24 protein-coding genes are annotated in these 18,982 nt (G+C 61.6%); 12 read left to right on the top strand and 12 right to left on the bottom strand.

Annotated features, from left to right (window positions below; genetic code table 11):
• Window positions 1–294 precede the first annotated feature (294 nt).
• Entirely contained in the window at window positions 295–3,186 is a 2,892-nt protein-coding gene (secA, locus tag E6C64_RS08705) for a preprotein translocase subunit SecA (protein WP_136427066.1), read from the top strand.
• Window positions 3,187–3,357: 171 nt separating this feature from the next.
• Here secA and E6C64_RS08700 read toward each other — a convergent pair whose 3' ends face one another.
• Window positions 3,358–3,753, bottom strand: a complete 396-nt coding sequence (locus E6C64_RS08700; RefSeq protein ID WP_136427065.1) for an Rv3235 family protein — start codon at window positions 3,751–3,753, stop codon at window positions 3,358–3,360.
• Between the two features lie 293 nt (window positions 3,754–4,046).
• Between E6C64_RS08700 and E6C64_RS08695 the strand changes: the two genes are divergently transcribed.
• From E6C64_RS08695 to E6C64_RS08680, 4 genes are all read left to right on the top strand, one after another.
• Entirely contained in the window at window positions 4,047–4,634 is a 588-nt protein-coding gene (locus tag E6C64_RS08695; RefSeq protein WP_136427064.1) for a hypothetical protein, read from the top strand.
• A 185-nt stretch (window positions 4,635–4,819) separates the two neighbouring features.
• Window positions 4,820–5,449 (top strand): SAF domain-containing protein, encoded by a 630-nt coding sequence (locus E6C64_RS08690; RefSeq protein WP_158437781.1) that lies wholly within the window; start codon window positions 4,820–4,822, stop codon window positions 5,447–5,449.
• A gap of 3 nt (window positions 5,450–5,452) precedes the next feature.
• Window positions 5,453–6,364, top strand: a complete 912-nt coding sequence (locus tag E6C64_RS08685; RefSeq protein WP_136427062.1) for a CpaE/TadZ family protein — start codon at window positions 5,453–5,455, stop codon at window positions 6,362–6,364.
• On the top strand, window positions 6,324–7,760 hold the full coding sequence (locus E6C64_RS08680) for a recombinase family protein (RefSeq protein ID WP_136427061.1): 1,437 nt from the start codon (window positions 6,324–6,326) through the stop codon (window positions 7,758–7,760). Before E6C64_RS08685 ends, E6C64_RS08680 begins: the two co-directional genes overlap by 41 nt.
• 273 nt (window positions 7,761–8,033) lie before the next feature.
• Here E6C64_RS08680 and E6C64_RS08675 read toward each other — a convergent pair whose 3' ends face one another.
• The 7 genes from E6C64_RS08675 to E6C64_RS08640 all read right to left on the bottom strand — a co-directional run bounded on the left by E6C64_RS08675 (window position 8,034) and on the right by E6C64_RS08640 (window position 11,707).
• Window positions 8,034–8,507, bottom strand: a complete 474-nt coding sequence (locus E6C64_RS08675) for a DUF3846 domain-containing protein (protein WP_136427060.1) — start codon at window positions 8,505–8,507, stop codon at window positions 8,034–8,036.
• 42 nt (window positions 8,508–8,549) lie between these two features.
• Window positions 8,550–8,957, bottom strand: coding sequence for a hypothetical protein (locus E6C64_RS08670; RefSeq protein WP_136427059.1), 408 nt, complete (start codon window positions 8,955–8,957; stop codon window positions 8,550–8,552).
• A gap of 533 nt (window positions 8,958–9,490) precedes the next feature.
• A complete protein-coding gene (locus tag E6C64_RS08660) occupies window positions 9,491–10,285 on the bottom strand; it encodes an ArdC-like ssDNA-binding domain-containing protein (protein WP_136427057.1) in 795 nt (264 codons plus the stop codon).
• Window positions 10,275–10,463, bottom strand: a complete 189-nt coding sequence (locus E6C64_RS08655) for a hypothetical protein (protein WP_136427056.1) — start codon at window positions 10,461–10,463, stop codon at window positions 10,275–10,277. The genes E6C64_RS08660 and E6C64_RS08655 overlap by 11 nt, the downstream gene beginning before the upstream one ends.
• Complete coding sequence (locus E6C64_RS08650) at window positions 10,460–10,924, bottom strand: YopX family protein (protein ID WP_136427055.1); 465 nt, start codon at window positions 10,922–10,924, stop codon at window positions 10,460–10,462. The genes E6C64_RS08655 and E6C64_RS08650 overlap by 4 nt, the downstream gene beginning before the upstream one ends.
• 94 nt (window positions 10,925–11,018) lie before the next feature.
• A complete protein-coding gene (locus tag E6C64_RS19210; protein WP_199240990.1) occupies window positions 11,019–11,384 on the bottom strand; it encodes a hypothetical protein in 366 nt (121 codons plus the stop codon).
• Window positions 11,381–11,707, bottom strand: coding sequence for a hypothetical protein (locus E6C64_RS08640; RefSeq protein ID WP_136427054.1), 327 nt, complete (start codon window positions 11,705–11,707; stop codon window positions 11,381–11,383). Before E6C64_RS08640 ends, E6C64_RS19210 begins: the two co-directional genes overlap by 4 nt.
• Before the next feature lie 278 nt (window positions 11,708–11,985).
• Here E6C64_RS08640 and E6C64_RS08635 point away from each other — a divergent pair, with 278 nt between their 5' ends.
• Complete coding sequence (locus tag E6C64_RS08635) at window positions 11,986–12,447, top strand: hypothetical protein (protein ID WP_136427053.1); 462 nt, start codon at window positions 11,986–11,988, stop codon at window positions 12,445–12,447.
• Window positions 12,448–13,247: 800 nt separating this feature from the next.
• Here E6C64_RS08635 and E6C64_RS08630 read toward each other — a convergent pair.
• The 3 genes from E6C64_RS08630 to E6C64_RS08620 form a co-directional block, all read right to left on the bottom strand.
• The gene (locus tag E6C64_RS08630; RefSeq protein WP_136427052.1) at window positions 13,248–13,817 is read right to left on the bottom strand and encodes a hypothetical protein; all 570 of its coding nucleotides are present in this window, start codon (window positions 13,815–13,817) and stop codon (window positions 13,248–13,250) included.
• 144 nt (window positions 13,818–13,961) lie between these two features.
• On the bottom strand, window positions 13,962–14,591 hold the full coding sequence (locus E6C64_RS08625) for an ERF family protein (protein ID WP_136427051.1): 630 nt from the start codon (window positions 14,589–14,591) through the stop codon (window positions 13,962–13,964).
• Entirely contained in the window at window positions 14,576–14,854 is a 279-nt protein-coding gene (locus tag E6C64_RS08620) for a hypothetical protein (RefSeq protein ID WP_136427050.1), read from the bottom strand. Before E6C64_RS08620 ends, E6C64_RS08625 begins: the two co-directional genes overlap by 16 nt.
• 623 nt (window positions 14,855–15,477) lie before the next feature.
• On the opposite strand from E6C64_RS08620, the gene E6C64_RS08615 reads away from it, so the two are divergent.
• The 3 genes from E6C64_RS08615 to E6C64_RS19520 all read left to right on the top strand — a co-directional run bounded on the left by E6C64_RS08615 (window position 15,478) and on the right by E6C64_RS19520 (window position 16,859).
• The gene (locus tag E6C64_RS08615; RefSeq protein WP_136427049.1) at window positions 15,478–16,185 is read left to right on the top strand and encodes a replication-relaxation family protein; all 708 of its coding nucleotides are present in this window, start codon (window positions 15,478–15,480) and stop codon (window positions 16,183–16,185) included.
• Window positions 16,186–16,257: 72 nt separating this feature from the next.
• Window positions 16,258–16,605 carry a hypothetical protein gene (locus E6C64_RS08610; protein WP_136427048.1) on the top strand — a complete coding sequence of 116 codons (348 nt, stop codon included), beginning with the start codon at window positions 16,258–16,260 and terminating at the stop codon, window positions 16,603–16,605.
• A gap of 119 nt (window positions 16,606–16,724) precedes the next feature.
• On the top strand, window positions 16,725–16,859 hold the full coding sequence (locus E6C64_RS19520) for a hypothetical protein (protein ID WP_269846371.1): 135 nt from the start codon (window positions 16,725–16,727) through the stop codon (window positions 16,857–16,859).
• A gap of 820 nt (window positions 16,860–17,679) precedes the next feature.
• Here E6C64_RS19520 and E6C64_RS08605 read toward each other — a convergent pair.
• Window positions 17,680–18,087, bottom strand: a complete 408-nt coding sequence (locus E6C64_RS08605; protein WP_136427047.1) for a hypothetical protein — start codon at window positions 18,085–18,087, stop codon at window positions 17,680–17,682.
• Between the two features lie 61 nt (window positions 18,088–18,148).
• Here E6C64_RS08605 and E6C64_RS08600 point away from each other — a divergent pair, with 61 nt between their 5' ends.
• The 3 genes from E6C64_RS08600 to E6C64_RS08590 are packed head-to-tail and all read left to right on the top strand — an operon-like array spanning window position 18,149 to window position 18,971.
• Window positions 18,149–18,454, top strand: a complete 306-nt coding sequence (locus E6C64_RS08600) for a hypothetical protein (RefSeq protein ID WP_136427046.1) — start codon at window positions 18,149–18,151, stop codon at window positions 18,452–18,454.
• A gap of 3 nt (window positions 18,455–18,457) precedes the next feature.
• Entirely contained in the window at window positions 18,458–18,754 is a 297-nt protein-coding gene (locus E6C64_RS08595; RefSeq protein ID WP_233255519.1) for a hypothetical protein, read from the top strand.
• Window positions 18,741–18,971, top strand: coding sequence for a hypothetical protein (locus tag E6C64_RS08590; RefSeq protein WP_136427044.1), 231 nt, complete (start codon window positions 18,741–18,743; stop codon window positions 18,969–18,971). Before E6C64_RS08595 ends, E6C64_RS08590 begins: the two co-directional genes overlap by 14 nt.
• Window positions 18,972–18,982 lie beyond the last annotated feature (11 nt).

Below are 18,982 nucleotides of genomic sequence, written 5' to 3'. Positions count from 1 at the left end.
CGTATCGAGACCGGTTGCCGAATGCAGCCGGTCTCGAGACGGCCGTGAACGGCCTCCTCGACCAACGTCTGTGGCTGGGAGGCTCCGAGGGCCCAACTACGCGCCGCCTCCCGCATGGTTCGTCCGGGTCGCGCAAGCGTGCGCGACCCGCTCACCATCCCGGCTGTCGCCGCTGGCGCGGCTCTGCGCCGGGATTACAGATAGGTAACGCTGGTACGCTCAGGCGTTTGCAGGGGTCGGGGGTGATCTCTGCGTGATGGCATTCCAGCCGTCGGCACATCACCAAGGAGACACGTGGCATCCGTACTCGAAAAGGTCCTCCGCGTCGGCGAAGGCCGGATCCTGCGCAGGCTCGAGAACTACGCGAAGCAGGTCAACCAGCTCGAAGAGGACTTCAAGCACCTCACGGATGACGAGCTCCGCCACGAGACCGTCGTGCTCCGTGAGCGCTACGGCAACGGCGAATCGCTCGACGAGCTGCTTCCCGAAGCCTTCGCCGCGGTGCGCGAGGCATCGACCCGCACACTCGGCCTGCGCCACTTCGACGTCCAGGTCATGGGCGGCGCAGCGCTGCACCTGGGCAACATCGCCGAGATGAAGACCGGCGAGGGCAAGACCCTCGTGGCCACCCTGCCCGCCTACCTCAACGCGATCACCTCGCGCGGGGTGCACGTCATCACGGTCAACGACTACCTCGCGAGCTACCAGTCCGAGCTGATGGGCCGCGTCTTCCGCGCGCTCGGGATGACGACCGGCGTGATCCTCTCGGGTCAGACCCCTGCGGAGCGCCGGGAGCAGTACGCCGCGGACATCACCTACGGCACGAACAACGAGTTCGGCTTCGACTACCTCCGCGACAACATGGCCTGGCAGCCCGCCGACCTGGTGCAGCGCGGCCACTACTTCGCCGTCGTCGACGAGGTCGACTCGATCCTCATCGACGAGGCCCGCACGCCGCTGATCATCTCGGGCCAGGCGTCCGGCGAGGCCAACCGCTGGTTCACCGAGTTCGCCAACATCGCCAAGCGCCTGCTGCCCGGCGAGGACTACGAGGTCGACGAGAAGAAGCGCACCGTCGGCGTGCTCGAGCCCGGGATCGAGAAGGTCGAAGACCACCTCGGCATCGACAACCTCTACGAGTCCGCGAACACCCCGCTCATCTCGTTCCTCAACAACTCGATCAAGGCCTCCGCCCTGTTCAAGAAGGATAAGGACTACGTCGTGATGAACGGCGAGGTGCTCATCGTCGACGAGCACACCGGCCGCATCCTGACCGGCCGCCGCTACAACGAGGGCATCCACCAGGCCATCGAGGCCAAGGAGGGCGTCGAGGTCAAGGCCGAGAACCAGACCTTCGCCACGATCACCCTGCAGAACTACTTCCGCCTCTACTCCAAGCTCTCCGGCATGACCGGAACGGCCGAGACCGAGGCCGCCGAGTTCATGTCGACCTACAAGCTCGGCGTGGTCCCCATCCCGACCAACCGGCCGATGCAGCGCCAGGACCAGCCCGACCTCGTCTACAAGAACGAGCAGGCCAAGTTCGCGCAGGTCGTCGAGGACATCGCGGATCGCCACAAGTCCGGCCAGCCCGTGCTCGTCGGAACAACCAGCGTGGAGAAGAGCGAGTACCTCTCCCGCCTGCTCGCCAAGAAGGGCGTGCGCCACGAAGTCCTCAACGCCAAGAACCACGCCCGCGAAGCCGCGATCGTCGCCCAGGCCGGCCGTCTCGGCTCGGTCACTGTCGCCACGAACATGGCCGGCCGCGGAACGGACGTCATGCTCGGCGGCAACGCCGAGTTCCTTGCCGTCGCCGAGATGCACAACCAGGGTCTCTCGCCCATCGACACCCCCGACGAGTACGAGGCCGCCTGGGATGACGTCTTCGCCCGCGTGAAGTCCGAGGTCGGCAAGGAGGCGGAGCGCGTGGTCGCCGCCGGCGGACTGTACGTGCTCGGCACCGAGCGGCACGAGTCGCGGCGCATCGACAACCAGCTGCGCGGCCGGTCCGGTCGCCAGGGCGACCCGGGCGAGAGCCGCTTCTACCTGTCGCTCACCGACGACCTCATGCGCCTGTTCAACGCGGGTGCCGCCGAGGCGCTGATGGGTCGCGGGGGAGTCCCCGACGACCTCGCCATCGAGTCGAAGGTCGTCAGCCGGGCCATCCGATCGGCCCAGTCGCAGGTCGAAGCGCGCAACGCCGAGATCCGCAAGAACGTCCTCAAGTACGACGACGTCCTCAACCGCCAGCGCGAGGCGATCTACGCCGACCGCCGGCGCATCCTCGAGGGCGGCGACCTGCACGAGCGCACCCAGGGGTTCCTGGAGAGCGTCGTCGATGACGTGCTCGACTCGCACACCTCGGGCGGCAACAGCGAGGACTGGGACTTCGACGCCCTGTGGGCCGAGCTGAAGACGCTCTACCCGATCACGATCACCATCGACGAGGTGCTCGCCGAGGCCGGATCCAAGGGCCGCGTCGACCGCACCTTCATCCGGCGCGAGATCCTCTCCGACGCCCGGATCGCCTACGAGAAGCGCGAGTCCGGGCTCGGTGCGCCGGCCATGCGCGAGCTCGAGCGTCGAGTGGTCCTCTCGGTGATCGACCGCCGCTGGCGCGACCACCTCTACGAGATGGACTACCTGAAGGACGGCATCGGCCTGCGCGCCATGGCGCAGCGCGATCCGCTCGTCGAGTACCAGCGCGAGGGCTTCGCCCTGTTCCAGAACATGATGGGGCAGATCCGCGAGGAGACCGTCGGCTACCTGTTCAACCTCGAGGTCGAGGTCACGCCCAACCTCGGCGGACCGGGCCTCGTGGCCCAGCCCGTCGTGCAGGCCAAGGGCCTCGGTGGGACCGCCGCGCCAGCGCAGAACCTCAGCTACTCCGCTCCGAGCGATGCAGGTGGCGTCGAGGTGCGCAACCAGCGCGGCCAGCTGGAGCGCGCCGCGACGGCTCGTGCCCAGCAGCGCGAAGAGAGCCAGGCTCAGACGCTCGCGCCCGGATTCGCGCAGCCGGGACCGCCCCCCGCGCAGCGTCCCGCCCCGCAGGGGCAGCGCCCGCCGGCTGGTGGACGTCCGGCTCCGGCAGCGCGCGGCGCATTCGGCCAGCAGAGCGGCGGTCAGCCTCCCGCTCCCGCCCCGGTCAACCGCGCCGAGCGTCGGGCCGCCGACAAGCGCAAGTAGCGGCTCCCGCCATCAAGCGCGCTGCGTCGGGTGGTTGGCGAGGTGACCCGAAGGGTGGGTACTAGGGCCTGAAGGTCGCCATTCAGGTCACCTCGCCGTCCCATGACCCGCCATTCGGGTCACCTGAGGCAACGAACGTTCCCACCAGCACGGCGGATGGGCGCTGTGGCGTCAGAGGATGTCCAATGCCATCGCGCGCCAGCGGTGGTCCACGCCCTCGAGGCGGACGGCCACGGCTCGGGTCAGCTCGTTGTAGGTGACCATCACGACGGCCTCCAGCACGTTCTCGCGTGGCGACCGCGCGTGAATCCGACCGACGGTGATGGTGGGGCGCATGCGCGTCGACGGTCCTCGCTCGAGGAGCCGTGCGCGATGCAGCAGCGCGGCGCGGCCCATCAGACGGCGGTAGACGCTCTCGTCGAGGATGTGGGCGATCTGGTCGAGTTCACGGGCGCCCTCATCGACCTCGACCATCGCCAGCGCGAGGAAGCGGAGCACCCGCTCGGGGTCTCCCAGCTCCGCGATCGGAGTCGGCTGCGGTCCGAAGAGCTCGTCGTCGGAGGTCATGTTGTGCGTGGACTTGGACCGGGACGCCGCGGGCCCGATCGGACGGCGCGTGCTGCGTGACGATGGCGTTCGAGGCATGGACATAGCGACTCCAGTTCGGGTGGGGACCTGCGGAACGGTCGCCAAAGAGAGCCGCCGGAGTGTCCAGTAGGGTGTCGGGACCGGGTCGAGGTGCGGCGGATCGCATCGGGTGGCGACATAGAAGCACTCCCTCTTGTGGCTGTCCAGCTCCAATTCCTGCTCTGTGGATAACTCCCTCCCGGTTCCGAATCGACCGGCTACCGTTCGCTTCCATGCGCTGGGACAACCTCTTCGACGACCTCGAAGGGCAGCTCGAGGACGGGCTGTCCGCCGAGGAATCCGGCGCGCGCGCCGAAGAGGAGCGACTCAGGCGGGGGCGGCTGGTGCTGCGCGATCGGCTGCAGGCGATGGCTCGAGCCGAGCCCGAGCGGCCGCTGCGAATCCGACTCGGGTCTGGTGAGCTCCTGCGGGTCATGCCGCTGACCTTCGGACGGGACTGGCTGAGCGGCCGGATCATCGACGACGCGATCCGGACCACGCAGATCGTGGTGCCGATCGGCGCGATCGCCGGCATCGTGCTCGATCCGCCGACCGCGCGCTTCGCCGAGGTCGAGGTGGTCGCCGAAGAGCGTGGGCTGACGGCCAAGCTCGGGCTGGCGTTCATGCTCCGCGACCTCTGTCGGAGGCGGGTGCCGCTCGAGCTCCTGACCCTGGCCGGTGGATTGCAGGGCACCATCGACCGGGTCGGCCGCGACCATCTGGATCTCGCTCTGCACGAGCCGGGTCTTCCGCGCCGGGCGGCGGCGCTCACGGCGATCGAGATCGTCAGCTTCGCCGCGATCCTCGCGGTCCGCGTCTGACCACGCGTGATGGAGCAGATGGCGGATCCGCGGGATCTCCTGTGGATAACTTCAGCGGCGATTCGGGCACCAGGTCAGCATGGTTCTCGATCGAAGGGAACGGCATGGCTGGCGGAGGCAACCGCGCACCAGGTGCGCGACCAGGGCGCGTTGTGGGATCGGGCGCCGGATCGCCGCGAACTGGAGTGGGCGGGGCGAGCCGCCCGCGGTTCTGGCTCGACGTCAGATTCGTCCTCGGCATCCTGCTGGTCGTCGGCTCGGTGACGGGAGTGGTGCTCGTCGTCGGATCCGCCGAACGGACCGTCGCGGTCTACGCGGCGGCCGAGCCGCTGGCCGCGGGCGATCTGGTGACGGCCGATCAGCTGACCACCATCGAGGTGCGACTCGGCGGAGCGGATGGGCGCTACCTCTCCGACGGCGATCTTCCGGATGGAGGGGTGATGGTTACCCGCTCGGTCGCCGCCGGCGAGCTCGTGCCGATCGCCGCCGTGGGAGCGCCGACGAGCATCCGCGACGCGTCCATCGTGATCCGGACGTCCAGCGAGCTGCCCCGGGGAGTCGATGCGGGCACCGTCATCGACCTCTGGTCGGCCGCCGAGCAGGAGAACTCGGGTCGCTACGCGCCGCCGGCGGTGCTGGTGGGATCGGCCACCGTCGTCCGGATCGTCGAGGCGTCCGGACTCATCCTCGATGCCGACTCGCATGCTGTCGAGGTGCTGGTCCCGAAGACCGCGGTCGCGCGGGTGCTGCAGGCGATCGCCAACTCCGACGCGATCTCGGTCGTGCCGGTGAGCCAGCCGCTGGTCGCGGGCTGATCGATGCGCATCGTGCTGGCCCTGGCGGCCGACGTCGAAGACCGCATCATCGGATCGCTGCTCGACGCCGGTCACGAGCTCATCGCACGTCCCGCCGGCAGCTTCGAGCTCATCGCTGCGATCGAAGGGCAGAGTCCCGAGGGCGCGATCGTCGCTGCGCCCGTGCTCACCCCGACCGTGCTGCGAGTCGCCGGCGTCGCCAAGGTGCGGGTGGTCGCACTCGCCTCGTCGGCGAGCGATCGTGCGCACCTCGCCGAGCTCGGCCTCGATGAGGTCGTAGAATCCTCCGCAGGCTGGGAGGAGATCCAGTCGGTGCTGCAGGGCGAGCCGCCTTCCATCGCCCGCGAGCGCGCGGAGGCGCCGGCTCGAGCGGGCGGTCGCATCGTGGTCGTCTGGGGTCCGGCCGGCAGTCCGGGGCGCACCACGACGGCCCTGTCGCTGGCCGCCGAGCTGGCGGCGCGAGGGGAGCGCGTCGCGTTGGTCGACGCGGATAGCTATGGCGGAACGATCGCGCCGTCGCTCGGACTGCTCGATGAGGCGCCCGGATTCGCTGCCGCCTGTCGGCTCGCAGGAGCAGACGCTCTCGACCTGGCGCAGCTGGAGCGGATCGCCCAGCCCTACTCGGTGGGATCGCGGATCATCCCGGTGCTGACCGGGATCGGACGTCCGAGTCGCTGGACCGAGCTCTCGGCCGATCGCGTCACGACGGCTCTCCGCCGATGCCGGAGCTGGGTCGACACCGTGATCGTCGACGTCGGCTTCAACCTCGAGAGCGACGAGGAGATCGTCAGCGAACCTACGACGTGCCATACGTCGGTATTGACGGATGAGACCGACCGGCTCATAATCATGCCCAGAAAGAGGAAACTACCTGATGAAACCCATGATTGGAGTCTATGCGCGTATAAGTTTTGACCGGGATGGTGAGGGTGCTGGTGTCCAAAGGCAGCAAGTCGACAATCGAGGGTTGGCTGCGCAACGTGGATGGGATGTGCTGAGGGAGTACACCGACAACAGCATGAGCGCCTACAAGGACGACGTCGTTCGTCCGGAGTTCGAGCGACTCCTGGCAGATCTCGAATCGGGTGAGATCGACGGGTTCGTTGCTTGGAAGGTGGACCGCATAACGCGCCAGCTGAGGGACCTGGTGCGCCTGATGGAGATCCACAAGAAGCAGAAGTTCTTCATCGCCACGGTGATGGACGGCGAGATCGACATGAGCCAAGTGCTGATGAATGCGCTGCGGTTCGCGGATGCCCAGCAATCAAGTCAGACCCACTCAGATCGCATCCGCCGAAAGCTTCTGCAGAACGCGATCGATGGCAAGCCATATGGCGCGCCCGTTCGTCCGTACGGGTACAGCCAAGACCGCATGACGCTCGACCCAGTCGAAGCAACGGTCGTCCGCAAGATGGGCGAGCTGTTCATGAACGGCTACAGCTATCGGGAGATCGCATGGCGACTCAACGAGACCGCAACCCTCACCCGAGTCGGGAAGCCTTGGTACCCGGATCAGATCAAGAAGTTCCTGCAGCGCGATCGGAACGCCGGCTATAGAGAGGTAGAGGGAACGCGCTACCCGGGACAGTGGGAGCCGATCTTCAGTAGCGACCAATGGGAAGCCATCCAGTCGATGGCGAAGCATCGCAAGGCGCAGACCCGGCAGCGTCCGTCGAATCGTCGCTACCTCCTTACTGGGATGCTCCACTGCGGGAAGTGTGGCGGCTACCTCTACGGCATGACAAAGAGCTTCAGCTCAGGGCTGGTCGGCACCTATCAATGCAGGACTCAGACGGAGACCGATCGGAAGGGTGCCGGCTGTGGCGGCTGCATGGTGCAGAGTCCGCCGCTGGATCACTTCGTCCGTGAACTCATATGCGCACGCCTGGACACGCCCCTGCTCTCCGAGCTGATCGCTGCTTCTTCCGTTGACCAACGCTCCGTACGCGCGCTCCTGAGCGAGCACGAGCAGCTGACGATTCGAGCGCAGCAGATGATCGACGACTACGCCGATGGCACGCTCGACAAGCCGGCGTACCAGCGGGCGAGTGCCCGCGTAGCTGAGCGGCTCGAGTCTGTAGACCGAGAGATCCAGAAGCATCGCCGTCCGAAGGCGACGCTCGACCTAAAGCCGGGTGACTCAGTCAGGGCTGCTTGGGATGCGAACCCCGATGGCTGGCGGCGCGAGCTGATCGAATTACTCATCGAACGCATCGAGATCATGCCGGCAACGAAAAGACCCGCCTACTCGGTAGACGGGAATCGGTTCACATTGGACCCGGAACGGGTGAAGATCGATTGGAAGATGTAGATGGACAAGCTTGACGGGATTACCACACCCGTACGCTAGGTTCGCGACCATCGCTCTATGTAACTTTGAGCTACAAGCTTGCCCGTCTACAGCATCTTTGCGATGCGCTTGATAGCACCTTTATCGCTCACCTTCAACGGAACCTCGCTGGCTTCCGTGGATTTGATCAGGTAATTGTGTAGGGCGTTGCTATTCATTTGCCCTTCTATTTTATCACCTTGCCCGTTAATTGAAAGAGTCCGCCACCTGGATTGGTAGCGGACTTACTCTCGATCAAGCGGGTATTACCTTGAAGTCCCGGTCGTAGTGTCTCCGCAGCCGGACGACCGCCGCGTAGGCGTTCGTCCAGTTGGTGAAGCCGTGCTCGACGGTCTTGATGGTGTCCGGATCGTCGTCCGGCATCTGGATGTCGAACAGCTGGCGACCGAGGATCAGATCCGCGATCTCCTGCGGGATGTCGGTGCCTTCGCCCATGTGATCGGTCGGACCGACCAATAGGGCGTCCCCGCAAATGATGTCCCGTTCCGCCAGCTTGGGGTTGTGGACGTACATGAGCAGGGTGGCGCGTCTGTTGGTCGGGAGCAGAGTGAGCTTCCCCTCCTCGTTGACGAGCATCTCGAAGTTGGGGTCCTCCATCTCGATGCTCTCGAACGGTCCCCGGACTACGGACTGGATGTCCCGATAGCCCTGGACTCGTGTGACGTGGGGGAGGATGTGCTCCACCGCGGGGATGACGATGCCGTGCATGACGACTCCTTGATCGTGAGGATGTGCGCTGGAGCCGGTTGGCTACAGCGTGCTGCTCGCGATCGGTGGCTTGCCGTCCGTCTTCCGTATGTGGCACGACCGGCAGCGGTACGCCAAGTTCTTGACGTCGAAGCGCAGATCCGGGTGGCTGCCCTTGTTCTTGATGTGGTCGACGTCGTGATGTCGAGGAGTGCCGTCCGGCTTCATGCCGGGCATGGCACCGCAGTCGACGCAGGCACGTCCGTACTTCTTATCGAGGTAGGGATGGGCGACCTTGTCGCGGAACGTTTCCCAGAGGCGGGCTTGCTTGCCCCTCTGCGCGACCGGTTTCGTGTTCTTGTAGAAGCAGTCCGCGCACTTGTTGTGGGTCGTGTTGTACACAACGATCTGCTTGCCGCAGACCTTGCATAGGCGGATCTTGCCGCGGCTGATAGTTGGTTGAGTGGTCATAGATAAATCAAGGGGGAGGTCGCCTAGTACTAATAGCGTTTTCGCTCGGCAGTTACCACGTCTTCACGGTTTGACGCGCACCCCAGTGAGAGCCACGACGCGAGGGGAAACTGATACGCCCGCGTCTTCTGCTCTGCCGCCCTTATTTTGATCTAGTCGGGCTGATTGTCAAGGCTTGCAATCTTCGCTAGGGCTTCCTCTTCCGTGCGAAATCTCCCGAGGTGAAAGTATTTGCCATCGCGATAGTCGCGGACGTGCCACATGCCAGCGAAGCGCCCGGTGCCGATGCGGTAGTACCTCGGCACTTACGCGTCCGCCTTACGCCGTTTGGATATACGTCCACCCTTAGCGCCTGCGATCCGAGCAAGGTCGGGATGAGCTGCGAATCCAGTGGCGAGCGGTCCGCCCTTGCGGTAGTCCGGACCCGCGCCGTTGCGCCCACCTTTAGCCCCGATCAACTTGTAAAAGTCCTTGCCGTGACGCTCCATATTGATACGGGCGGCTAATACCCCCCCCATTTTCGTTCCTGCCATCTATTGATCTCCTTCTTCTGCCGCGTACCCTGCCTCCAGGACGCGCGTGCTTACGTTGAGGACGCGTCGTAGCGACTCCTCAGCTGGTTCTTGTTCTCCGAGCCATCCCTGCACATAGCCCCGGCTCACGGTGGCTGTCTGCTCGTCGAGCGCGCCGATCTCGTTGAGGGTCACGTAGGCGCTGGCTTCCGCCTCGAACTCGTACGTGCCGCGATGTCCCGCGTAGAGCTGCAGATGCTCTGGTGTCGTATGCCCGTGCTCGACGTGGCTGATCTCATGGATCGTTGTGCGCAGCGGGAACGGTGCGACCGGGTTGATCGCGATCTCCTTGCCCCGTGCGTAGCCGCCGATGTTGCCATCGAAGTTCTGGAACGGCACCAGGCTGATGCCGAGCTTCCCAAGGGCGCGCTCTGTGCTCCACTCAGGCGGCTCGTATGCCGGCAGCTCCTCGCCGTCGGTCTGGCTCACTGCGAAGAGAGCGCGGACCACCTTGAATCGCTTGATCAGCTTGACCTGCTCGGTCTTCGCGTCCTCGATCCGTATCTGGATGGGACGGAGGATCGAGTACGCCTTTTCGCCGCGTTGGACCTGACGACCCAGCTCCTGCCACTTCTTGAAGGTGGCGACCGGTTCGGGCGGGCAGCCCTGCAGTGCGAGGAAGCCGATGTTGCGTGGGCTGTAGTTGTGGAAGCGTCGGTAGCTCTCGCCAGTTGAGCCTGGGAGGGTCAGCAGACCTTCGAGTAGTTCGCGGGACTTGGGAACGTCGAGTTGTGGGCGGGTTTGCTCAAGCGTCATCACCGACCTCTGAAGCTCCGTCAGACTCGACGCTGAGCTGCTTGATGTATCGCTTCTTGCCGTTGGCTCCCAGCAGGAACACACCGTTCTTGTTGCGATTGACTGCTTCGGTGAAGGCAGGATCGGCGAATAGGAGTTCGAAGATCTCCTGCTCGTCGTCCACCAAGCGCACACTCACGACGCTTCTCCACCACTGAGCAACTCAGGATTCTCGTGGATGTTGCCGATGACTTCGATCTTCCAATTCGCCCGATAGAGCGTGGTCAGATCGTTGCCGACGATTCCAGTCTTGATCAAGTAGCGTGCGTGCTCGTAGACGATGGTGCCTCGATGGACCGTTGCTCCAAACGGTCCTCCGAAGTTGTGATCCGAGTCGATGATGTCGCCTTCGTAGATCTCCACCCCATTCTTATCTATGAGACCGGTGAACTGCATTATCTCGACGTCTTCGAAGAATTCGCTGCTGCGAGACGTGCCAAGGTGCCTGGTGAGGAAGACCTCGCCGCCTAGAGTCCTGCCGTCTTGCTCGAGGTACCAAACCATGTCGTCGACTAGGTACATCCCAGGCTTAAGGTGCAGCGACGCGTGAGGCTGCCAAGCTCGGAACTTGGTCACCCGGCTCACGAGCGCTTCTCCCATCCGCACTCATTTGTCTCGAAGTGACCGCTGCAGCGATAGCCGAGCTTCTCCTTCGGGCAGCGTCCAAATTCATGCATCAGCCTCTGCCACCAGGTCATTGCAGATCCTCTAGGCGTCGTGCCTCGATGGCTGCGTCGATCACCTCCCCACGGCGCTTGAAGTACTCGTCGCGAGCTGCTGCCGCTAGGGGAGTGCTGGACGTCTCGAGCGTCGTCATCAGAGTGATGAGATCTGGCTCGCTGAGCTGTTGGGCTGCTTCGACTGCCGGGACGTAGATCTCTACGTGCTGGTCACCCTGCGCCCAGCGCCAAGCCATACCGCCAAGGGCAAGCCGACGGTTCAGCTCAACGGTTTCATCGTCGTAGCCGAAGTCAGGTGCCTTCTCGATCCGCTTCGCTAGCTCGTGGTCTGAGAGACCGGCGAACTTGAGAGCAATCTGTTCGTTGAGGGATTCGCTCATAGCGCCTCGACCGATTCACGCAGATCGCGTCTGAAGCTATTGCGCGCCAGGGCATCCGTGATCCCGCGGACGGCGTCAATGGCTTGCTTCTCGCTTACCTCATCGAAGATGGGCGAGATCTTCTCGGGGATCAGAATAGGTTCATCTTCGCCAATGACATGGAAGATGAGCTTTTTGATAAGACTGCGCTCCTCCGCCGCGATGTCGAGCAGTTCCGCTTGCGGCATTACCTGTTTGGTGCCCGGCTGAGGGTTGGACATGAACAGCGTCGATGCTGAACCCATTGCCATCCCGAGTATCTGCTCCAGTTGTGTTGGTTCCATATGTGATCTCCTCTATTTAGTTATGTCATTCAGTGAGCGCATGTCCCCGATCGGCATGACCTACCACTTGATCAGCTCGAAAGCCTCACGGCGCCGCAGATTACTCTTTTGGCTGCCTTCCGATCGGGCGTTGGCGGCGCGAGGCGTATTTGAAACTTTGGTTAGTTGTCAACTCGCGTCGCCATGTACTCACTGAATTGTTGATGGTGCATGCAACCTGTGGTTGCAAGTTGTGGATAAGTCACGTCGCCGGCTTCGTTTGACATCGCTCGCAGTCGATGTCAAAGAAGGCTAGCGACGCAACTTTTCGTGACGAGAATCAAGGTTTTGAGCTATTCGCTTTTCTCGCGATTCCTGTCATAAGTGTGTTGTGCGTCACGACCCCTGTTGCAGGTGGCGTGAAAGGTAGGTTGTGCGGCTCGTCGCTATTGCGACACTGGACCTACAACGCGCTCGACCGGCAGACTCTTGTGACCAAATCGAGGCGAGCCCATTCCGGTCGTGATCTTCAATCGACTGTCGCGGTCATCGCTCAGAAAAAACGTCTTGCCGTGTTGCGTTATCTCGATCGCTCGATGCTTTTCTCCCGCCATACTCGCGCACCACCAGGTGCTGCGTGGGGATTTTGCCACTATAACTTCTACTACTTTCGCTTCTGCTGGCTCGCCGTTCCAGAAAACGCGATCAATGTTGATGCCATCTACTCTTCGGCTCATATGCCTCCTTTCGTTTATAATTGATTCCACAAATGCACTATGACCTCGACGAAGTGATCGCCTACGCGCAGAGCGGGAAGTCCGCCTCCTGGATTCAGGAGCGACTTGACCTGCGGATCTCGGTGAGACAGGTGCAGAGGCTCATCCGAGATCGGCTTGGTCCCCGCCCTACGCGAGCGGCGATCACTCGACCTGACCTGCTGCGCTCCGTCGTCCTGGCATCCATGACGGAGCGGGGACTGCGGGAGCACTGGTGCTCGGTGTGCGGGAACTACAAGGCTGTGCCCTGTCTCATCCGCTGCACGAGCTGGTCGAAGACCGTCGAGCATCTTGTGTTCGTGTGCCGCGGCTGTAGTGCTGCGGGCGATGTCTAGAGCGCAGGAGCTTCCCCAGCAGCATCTCCCCGGCTCCAATTTGGAGTTCGATCCGGTCGCCGCACATGTCTTGGGTCCTGCGGACGCACACGTCTGCCGTCCGTTCTCAGTTGCTGGTGCATTCGCACTGCCTTCGAGACCCTCACTGTTTGCCAGGGGAACTGCTGCGCTCTAGTCCTGATTGTTTAGGTGCTACTCCGCGCTGATAATCCTGCGATGGCTCCTATGCCCGCCGTGACGATCATCGCGATCGAGATGCACAAGGCACCCCAGACGATCGCTTCAGCCAAGGTCACGCTGTCCGCTCCGTCTGACGCATCCTCCAGGCGCCAGTCGCTCGGATCACTCTGTTAGCTGCCGTCACGATCAGACCAGCTAGGTAGAAGATGGCGAAGCAGAGGATCACCGCTGCAGCTGCCATGGCTCCTCCCCAGAGGATGCCGAGGGTGATTAGGGTTTCCACGATGTGCTCGCCCAGGCGATTACGATGGACGCCACTAGTAGCAGGACTGCGAGTACCAGCACGCCGCGGTAGAGGAACCGGACCCGACGCTCGATACGCTTCTCGACAGTGTTCATGCGGTTGCGGATGTAATCGCTGAAGTCGTTAACCTCGTTCTCGAGACTTCCGACCGCCCTGTTTGAGCTCTTGACGCTCGCTCTGACCTCGCTCAGCCCCTCGTCGATCAGCTTCCTAGCTGCCGTTCGGTCCAAGAGCGAACCCTTGGTTTCGAGAGGTAGCTCCTCCTGGTGGTGAATGTGTGGCGCCCGCAACTGCTCCTTCGCCACCTTCTTAGCGAGGCGATCGGCTTTCGACTTCTCGAAGTCCTTCCAGCTCTTGGCTCTACGAATGCTGTTTAGTGACTCAACGCTGAGCCCGAGGGCAGATGCCAATCGCGCTGCGTTGTACTCGCCGGCACGCTTCCACTCGGCGATGTCACGCCTGACGGCATGGAAGCGGCTACGGGTGATTGGTGCTGATCGTTGTCGAGGTTTTCCTCGTTTAGTGAGTTGACTCATTCATTGGTTCTCCTTGGGCGATGCCCGTTACTGGTGTGGTGAGTGCGAAGAGGAGCTTGGTGATCTCCCAGTCGTACGTGGACTTGCAGTGGAAGCAGAGCGTTGAGCCGCGCATACGGTGGCGGGTTACGCAGAACTGGCAGGTCATGCCGTTTGCTCCGGTGGCGCGATGTCGAGCTTGGATAGCCGATCCTTCATCTCATCCCGGATCTGCAGCGCTTTGGCTTCCGTCTTGATGAGCGCGTTGGTCTTTCGGATCTGCTCAGGTGTGAGCTTGAGCTTCTGTGACAGCTCACGGATCTCGTCAAGGATCTCGTCGGAAGGTCCGGGGTTGGCAGCTGGAGGTGCTTTACGTTCAGACGGCTTCTGCGTGGCTACGGATTGGGCGTCGTCGTCTTCCTCCGTCGCGATACCGAGCGCAGCACCTAGCGCATAGCGCTTGTAATAGGTGATGATCGAGCCGACGTCCTGGGGCTTCTTACCCTCGAGTGGGATCAGGATCGAACTCGTAAGGCTTTGCCCGCTTGCGTGCCAGATCGTGGTGTCCATCCAGTCCGCGTTGTCGCGGCTTTGGAGGAACTGGGTTACAGCCAGTTCAGCATCCGTTAGCGGCTTGCGAATGGCTTCCCAGATTGAACCGAGGTCAGCGTACTTGTAGGCATATGTGCCGGCGCCTGCTGTCTTGCTCTTGGCGATGTTTGGGATCTGACCCTGCACTTTGACGAGCGCAGCTGCGATCAGCTCGTGCCCTTCGGCGTTTATTTCACTGGCCATATGACCTGCAGCTTCCCGCCCATGCGGTTGAGTTTGATGACCTTCTTCGGTCGTACTGATTGGAACTCGTCGTGCTTGAACTGCTGCGGACGAGACGGTGCGTAGGCTCCGCCGCCATACAGCGGTGCATGCAGGCGCTTGTTCTTCTTACCGTCGCGGCGAATCGCTCGTGCGTTGGCTAGAAGCTCAAGTACTTTCTGTTCTGTTTGATCGTTAGTCGGTATCGATAGGATCGAGATCCCGTCTGTTGCTCGTGCTTTCACTGATTATCCCCCCGAGTGCTTTGACTCGTATATTTAGTTGCTTGCGCTTTGCGATGAATGCCTTGCCGTTCCGGAGCGTGAGGTTCTCGATGACGGCTGTTGCGGAGATTCCCTCCTTCTTAGCCAGTTCCTGAACCGCTGCCCGAAACGCTGGGCTCCATTTATGTGTGGTGTTCTTGAGCGCGCCCCCGAGGGTTCGCGGTTTGGTCCACCATTGAATCTTGCTCATATGTATTCCTTCGCTATGCGTATATCCCCCTTCCGTCATCGGGCAGCCTGGACGCCTGCAGCGGCTGTAAACGCCTAACAACTATTAGTTGCTTGCTGCAGGACGAGCTACTCGAGGGTGGGCATCGAGTAGCCAGGTTGCGCGATGACTTAGAAATGTTCGAACTAGTTGCGATGGAGCCAAACTGCTCTGCTTTCGTTCTGGGGCTTAGTATGCACCAAGCAATTGATTTAGTAAATACCTAAACGAAGCGGAATTGACAACGCTTTTGACCCTCCGTTTTGGTGTGTGGGCGGACGTGTGGGTGACGTGTGGTCCGACCCACCCACATCGCCCGTGATTGCAGGGAACGCGGGCGCCTTGACGCAGGGGCTCAACCTGTCATGCTCAGAACATGTTGACGCACGACCGCGACAAGGCAATCGTGCTGTCCGTAGGACGTTTCGGACAGCTCGCTTCTTCGCATGTGCGGAGTCTGCTTTTCGCGGACAACGCGTCTCAAACGCCTTTAGATCGTGCGTTCACCCGCCTGCTGCGGGATAAGTACCTCGTCCGTATAGAGCGCAAGATGATAGGCGGCAGCGGGGCAGGTAGCGGTCAATACGTCTACCAGTTGGGACCTACGGGCTGGGAACTATGCGGGCGGGAAGGTCGGTACTTCCCGCTGCGATCCGTGAGTTATCACGCCCTAGCCGTCGCAGATGCGTTTGTAGCCCTGAATAAGGCGGAACAGGATCAGAGACTCACGATCGAGCGTTACGACGTTGAGGACGACGCTCATCGCTTCATAGCCGGTACTCGCCTCACGCCTGACCTATTCGTCCGTATCGGGCGTCCGAATAAGCCGAGCTTTGCGCTGTGGATCGAAGTGGATCTAGGCACCGAGCGGCAACGCCAGATTGCCGACAAGCTCGATCGCTATTGGACGGCATACCAGCACGCCACGACGGCGCATCTCGACGTCTACCCGCCTGTTCTCTTCCTTGTCCCGGATCGGCTGCGGGAGGAACAGATCGCCGACACGATTCGCCGGCAGCCGGCAGAATCACACGCCCTATTCCGGGTAGCGCTACAAAGCAATTTCCCCGATATTCTTCTCTAAAAGTATTCACTAACACCCCTGTAAATGGTATACTAAGAGAGTAAATAAATAGGGCTATGCCCAGGGGATAATATGACAGAAAAGAGAGAAGAACCGTACAACCCAACCCATGAACTGAAAGTGTATTTCCGTCCGGGTTCAAAAGAGCAAATCGCCGCGGCGGCGGTCGACATTATCAAGCTGTCCGCGAAGTACGGGGGGTTCGCCCACGCGACCTACACCCTCGAAACAGTGAAGATGCAGATGCACTTCAAAATGGTGGAGCTGACGAAGCAATACTTTTGCCTGCACTTGCCTCAGGGAACCCCAAAGGCATTCGAGGCGGAGTTGAATGAGCTATACGGACCATGGATGTTCGAGTTCGAGGCGAACTGGGATCCCGAGTATGACCCGGTGATAGACGTGCCGGAGGGCTTGTAATGGCTGTACTACTAGAAACTTCGTCAGTAGAAGAAAGCCTCCGTCGTCTGGACGAAGGCGACATAGTGGACGTCAGTCTTTATGGGAACCGTATACGCAGCAGCAAAGAAGCCAGCAGGTTGAGCGACGGGGTCTACTCCGTCTTCCATCACATCAGCAACGTCGAGACCTTCTTCAGTCGTCAGGCGATAGGCGAGGTCATCGCCGGCGTCCGTTCGCCATGGGATGGTGACATCGAAGGGCTCGCCGTATGACTTACGACTTCGACGAGCTGCAGGACTGGGGTGTCAGCGAATTGATCGAGTACATTCTCGAGCTGCAAGATGCGAAGGCTTAGCTACCCGCCCCAGCGAACCAATCACAACGGTCCACAGAGTCCGTACCTGAAAAAGCGAGAGGCTGCCCTAAGCGGCAGCCTCTTTTTTATTGTCGCCATCTCGGCGCTTACGGTAGCGATCTGCTCGATCGCCTACTGTGCCCTGCTGTGATCGCCAACTCAGGTTCACGTGCCGGCTTAGGTTATCGAGGCGTTCGCGCTCGATCTCACTGGCAGCCCGGGGGATCTTGAAATCCGGAACAGGGATCCGGCGGAAGAGGCTTTTAGATTCATTACTACCCATTGCGCCTGAGTATCAAGTACTCGGGCGCTTTTGGCAATAGTTGCAAATTACGCGCGTTCGTTCATAATCAGAAGTAACCGCTGACTCGTTCACCAACTTGTCAGTCGGGGGTATAAGAAAACCTCCCCGTATTATCGGAGAGGTTGCTGACTCGTTCACCTGCCATCTATTTTAGCAGGTCTCTTCTCTTATGCAAATACTTCTGACCCTAGTTCCCGATCTATTCAAAATCGGAGTAGATACTTGCCGGCTGCGCTAAAGCCAGGCTCTGATATCCCAGTAGGTTACGTCACGTAATGGACTGGGCAATGACCCCTGTAACGTCACCCTGGTCTATGCGGTGCGCGGCAAGTATCGGGAAGCCCCTACCTAGTAGTCGCGGAAGCGAACGGTCTCAAGGGACACCACGAGAAGCTCTGACCTGCAGATCCCGCTTAGCTGCGGAAGGGGGTCCCTATTGGCTGACGTTTCCGAATCCTCCAATGGGACTGCCGACGATCTCCCGCGCTACGAAGTCCAAGACCAGTAGACCGGTGACAATGAACACCAGTGCCCCGCATACGACGAAGATGGTCCCCAAGACTCTCGTTCGGAGCGTGCTGTCCGTGCCTCGTCGGACCAAATAGACCGCGAACACCGCCCCGATGAATATGAAGACGAGCTGCAGCACGTTACTGAAGGCATGTTGCCCTTCCACGCTAGACAACGCGCCTGACGCGACACCGACTCCCCAAGCGACGAAGACCACGATGAGTCCCGCCATCGTCCGGGTCGTGACGTCCTTCCAAAAAGACTCATCCGTCAGCCAGCGGGCTGCTGTGGATACCCGCTTACGTACGGGGTGCGGTTGATCGTCACTCACGAGAGCAGGGTATCGGCGCGGAGGGTTGGCGCGTCATTCGAACGTATGTTCTACTCGACCGGTGGGAAGCAATAAGCGATACGGCGAGCAGCTGCAGACGTACCGGTCCAACAAGGCTGCCGAGCTGCGCACTGCCCTGCCCATCTCACTCACGCCGGCACAGCTCGATTTCGAGCACGATCCCATCAAGCCGGTGACTGCCATCTATGAGGTGAGCGCTTGGATGGCGTTCGACGATGGGCGGATCGCGAAGGTCTTTGGACAAGCCCGTGAGCGGACCAGCCGGGCAGTGCATGTCCACTGGGGGATCGGCGACGGCAACTACCGGGACGCGTGGGTGTGGGCGGCTGCCGTGGAGCGCTTGTAGGTCTTGACGGATCCGCAGCTCCGGCTCATAGTCAGCGGCGATATGGAGAGCGACAACGTTTGGGGACGCGATGAAGCGATTGACGACATCCTCGATGGTTTCGAGGGGATGGGTGATCGCGCCAAGCGCACTGAGACCGCCCGCCTGATCTACCTGTTCGAATGGCTCGAGGGTGTGCGTCCGGACTTCGCGAAGGACCTAGAACGTCAGACCCGCATCTCACGCAACCTGTTCCGCATGTGCCTGCTGATCGACGAGCGCCTCGGCTTCGCCACGAAGGGCGGTGATGGAACAGCGTGAGCCCCACCCGGACGACGTCGAGTTGGAGTCGATCCTCCTCGCTGTCCTGAGGCTCGACTACTCCAGCGACAAGGTCGAGACCGGCATGATCGTGGACATGTATGACTGGCTCGCGGAAGTGGAGAAGGTCCACCGGATAACGCCTCGCCGGCAGAAGTTGATGGGCGCTATAGCCATCAAGCTCACGAGAGCCATGGACGAGCGCTTCGCACCCTGATCGCTGTCGAA

The sequence above is a fragment of the Naasia lichenicola genome, assembly GCF_004801885.1.
GTDB lineage: Bacteria > Actinomycetota > Actinomycetes > Actinomycetales > Microbacteriaceae > Naasia > Naasia lichenicola.
Note: the sequence above shows the minus strand (reverse complement) of the source record. Positions and strands in the feature narration are given on the sequence as shown.

What these genes read in the sequence shown, in the direction of transcription:
- E6C64_RS08700 (WP_136427065.1), bottom strand. Translation starts at nt 3,753, where the DNA reads ATGACCTCCGACGACGAGCTCTTCGGACCGCAGCCGACTCCGATCGCG.
- E6C64_RS08695 (WP_136427064.1), top strand. Translation starts at nt 4,047, where the DNA reads ATGCGCTGGGACAACCTCTTCGACGACCTCGAAGGGCAGCTCGAGGAC.
- E6C64_RS08685 (WP_136427062.1), top strand. Translation starts at nt 5,453, where the DNA reads ATGCGCATCGTGCTGGCCCTGGCGGCCGACGTCGAAGACCGCATCATC.
- E6C64_RS08680 (WP_136427061.1), top strand. Translation starts at nt 6,324, where the DNA reads ATGAAACCCATGATTGGAGTCTATGCGCGTATAAGTTTTGACCGGGAT.
- E6C64_RS08675 (WP_136427060.1), bottom strand. Translation starts at nt 8,507, where the DNA reads ATGCACGGCATCGTCATCCCCGCGGTGGAGCACATCCTCCCCCACGTC.
- E6C64_RS08670 (WP_136427059.1), bottom strand. Translation starts at nt 8,957, where the DNA reads ATGACCACTCAACCAACTATCAGCCGCGGCAAGATCCGCCTATGCAAG.
- E6C64_RS08660 (WP_136427057.1), bottom strand. Translation starts at nt 10,285, where the DNA reads ATGACGCTTGAGCAAACCCGCCCACAACTCGACGTTCCCAAGTCCCGC.
- E6C64_RS08650 (WP_136427055.1), bottom strand. Translation starts at nt 10,924, where the DNA reads ATGGGAGAAGCGCTCGTGAGCCGGGTGACCAAGTTCCGAGCTTGGCAG.
- E6C64_RS19210 (WP_199240990.1), bottom strand. Translation starts at nt 11,384, where the DNA reads ATGAGCGAATCCCTCAACGAACAGATTGCTCTCAAGTTCGCCGGTCTC.
- E6C64_RS08640 (WP_136427054.1), bottom strand. Translation starts at nt 11,707, where the DNA reads ATGGAACCAACACAACTGGAGCAGATACTCGGGATGGCAATGGGTTCA.
- E6C64_RS08635 (WP_136427053.1), top strand. Translation starts at nt 11,986, where the DNA reads ATGTCAAAGAAGGCTAGCGACGCAACTTTTCGTGACGAGAATCAAGGT.
- E6C64_RS08630 (WP_136427052.1), bottom strand. Translation starts at nt 13,817, where the DNA reads ATGAGTCAACTCACTAAACGAGGAAAACCTCGACAACGATCAGCACCA.
- E6C64_RS08625 (WP_136427051.1), bottom strand. Translation starts at nt 14,591, where the DNA reads ATGGCCAGTGAAATAAACGCCGAAGGGCACGAGCTGATCGCAGCTGCG.
- E6C64_RS08615 (WP_136427049.1), top strand. Translation starts at nt 15,478, where the DNA reads ATGTTGACGCACGACCGCGACAAGGCAATCGTGCTGTCCGTAGGACGT.
- E6C64_RS08610 (WP_136427048.1), top strand. Translation starts at nt 16,258, where the DNA reads ATGACAGAAAAGAGAGAAGAACCGTACAACCCAACCCATGAACTGAAA.
- E6C64_RS08590 (WP_136427044.1), top strand. Translation starts at nt 18,741, where the DNA reads ATGGAACAGCGTGAGCCCCACCCGGACGACGTCGAGTTGGAGTCGATC.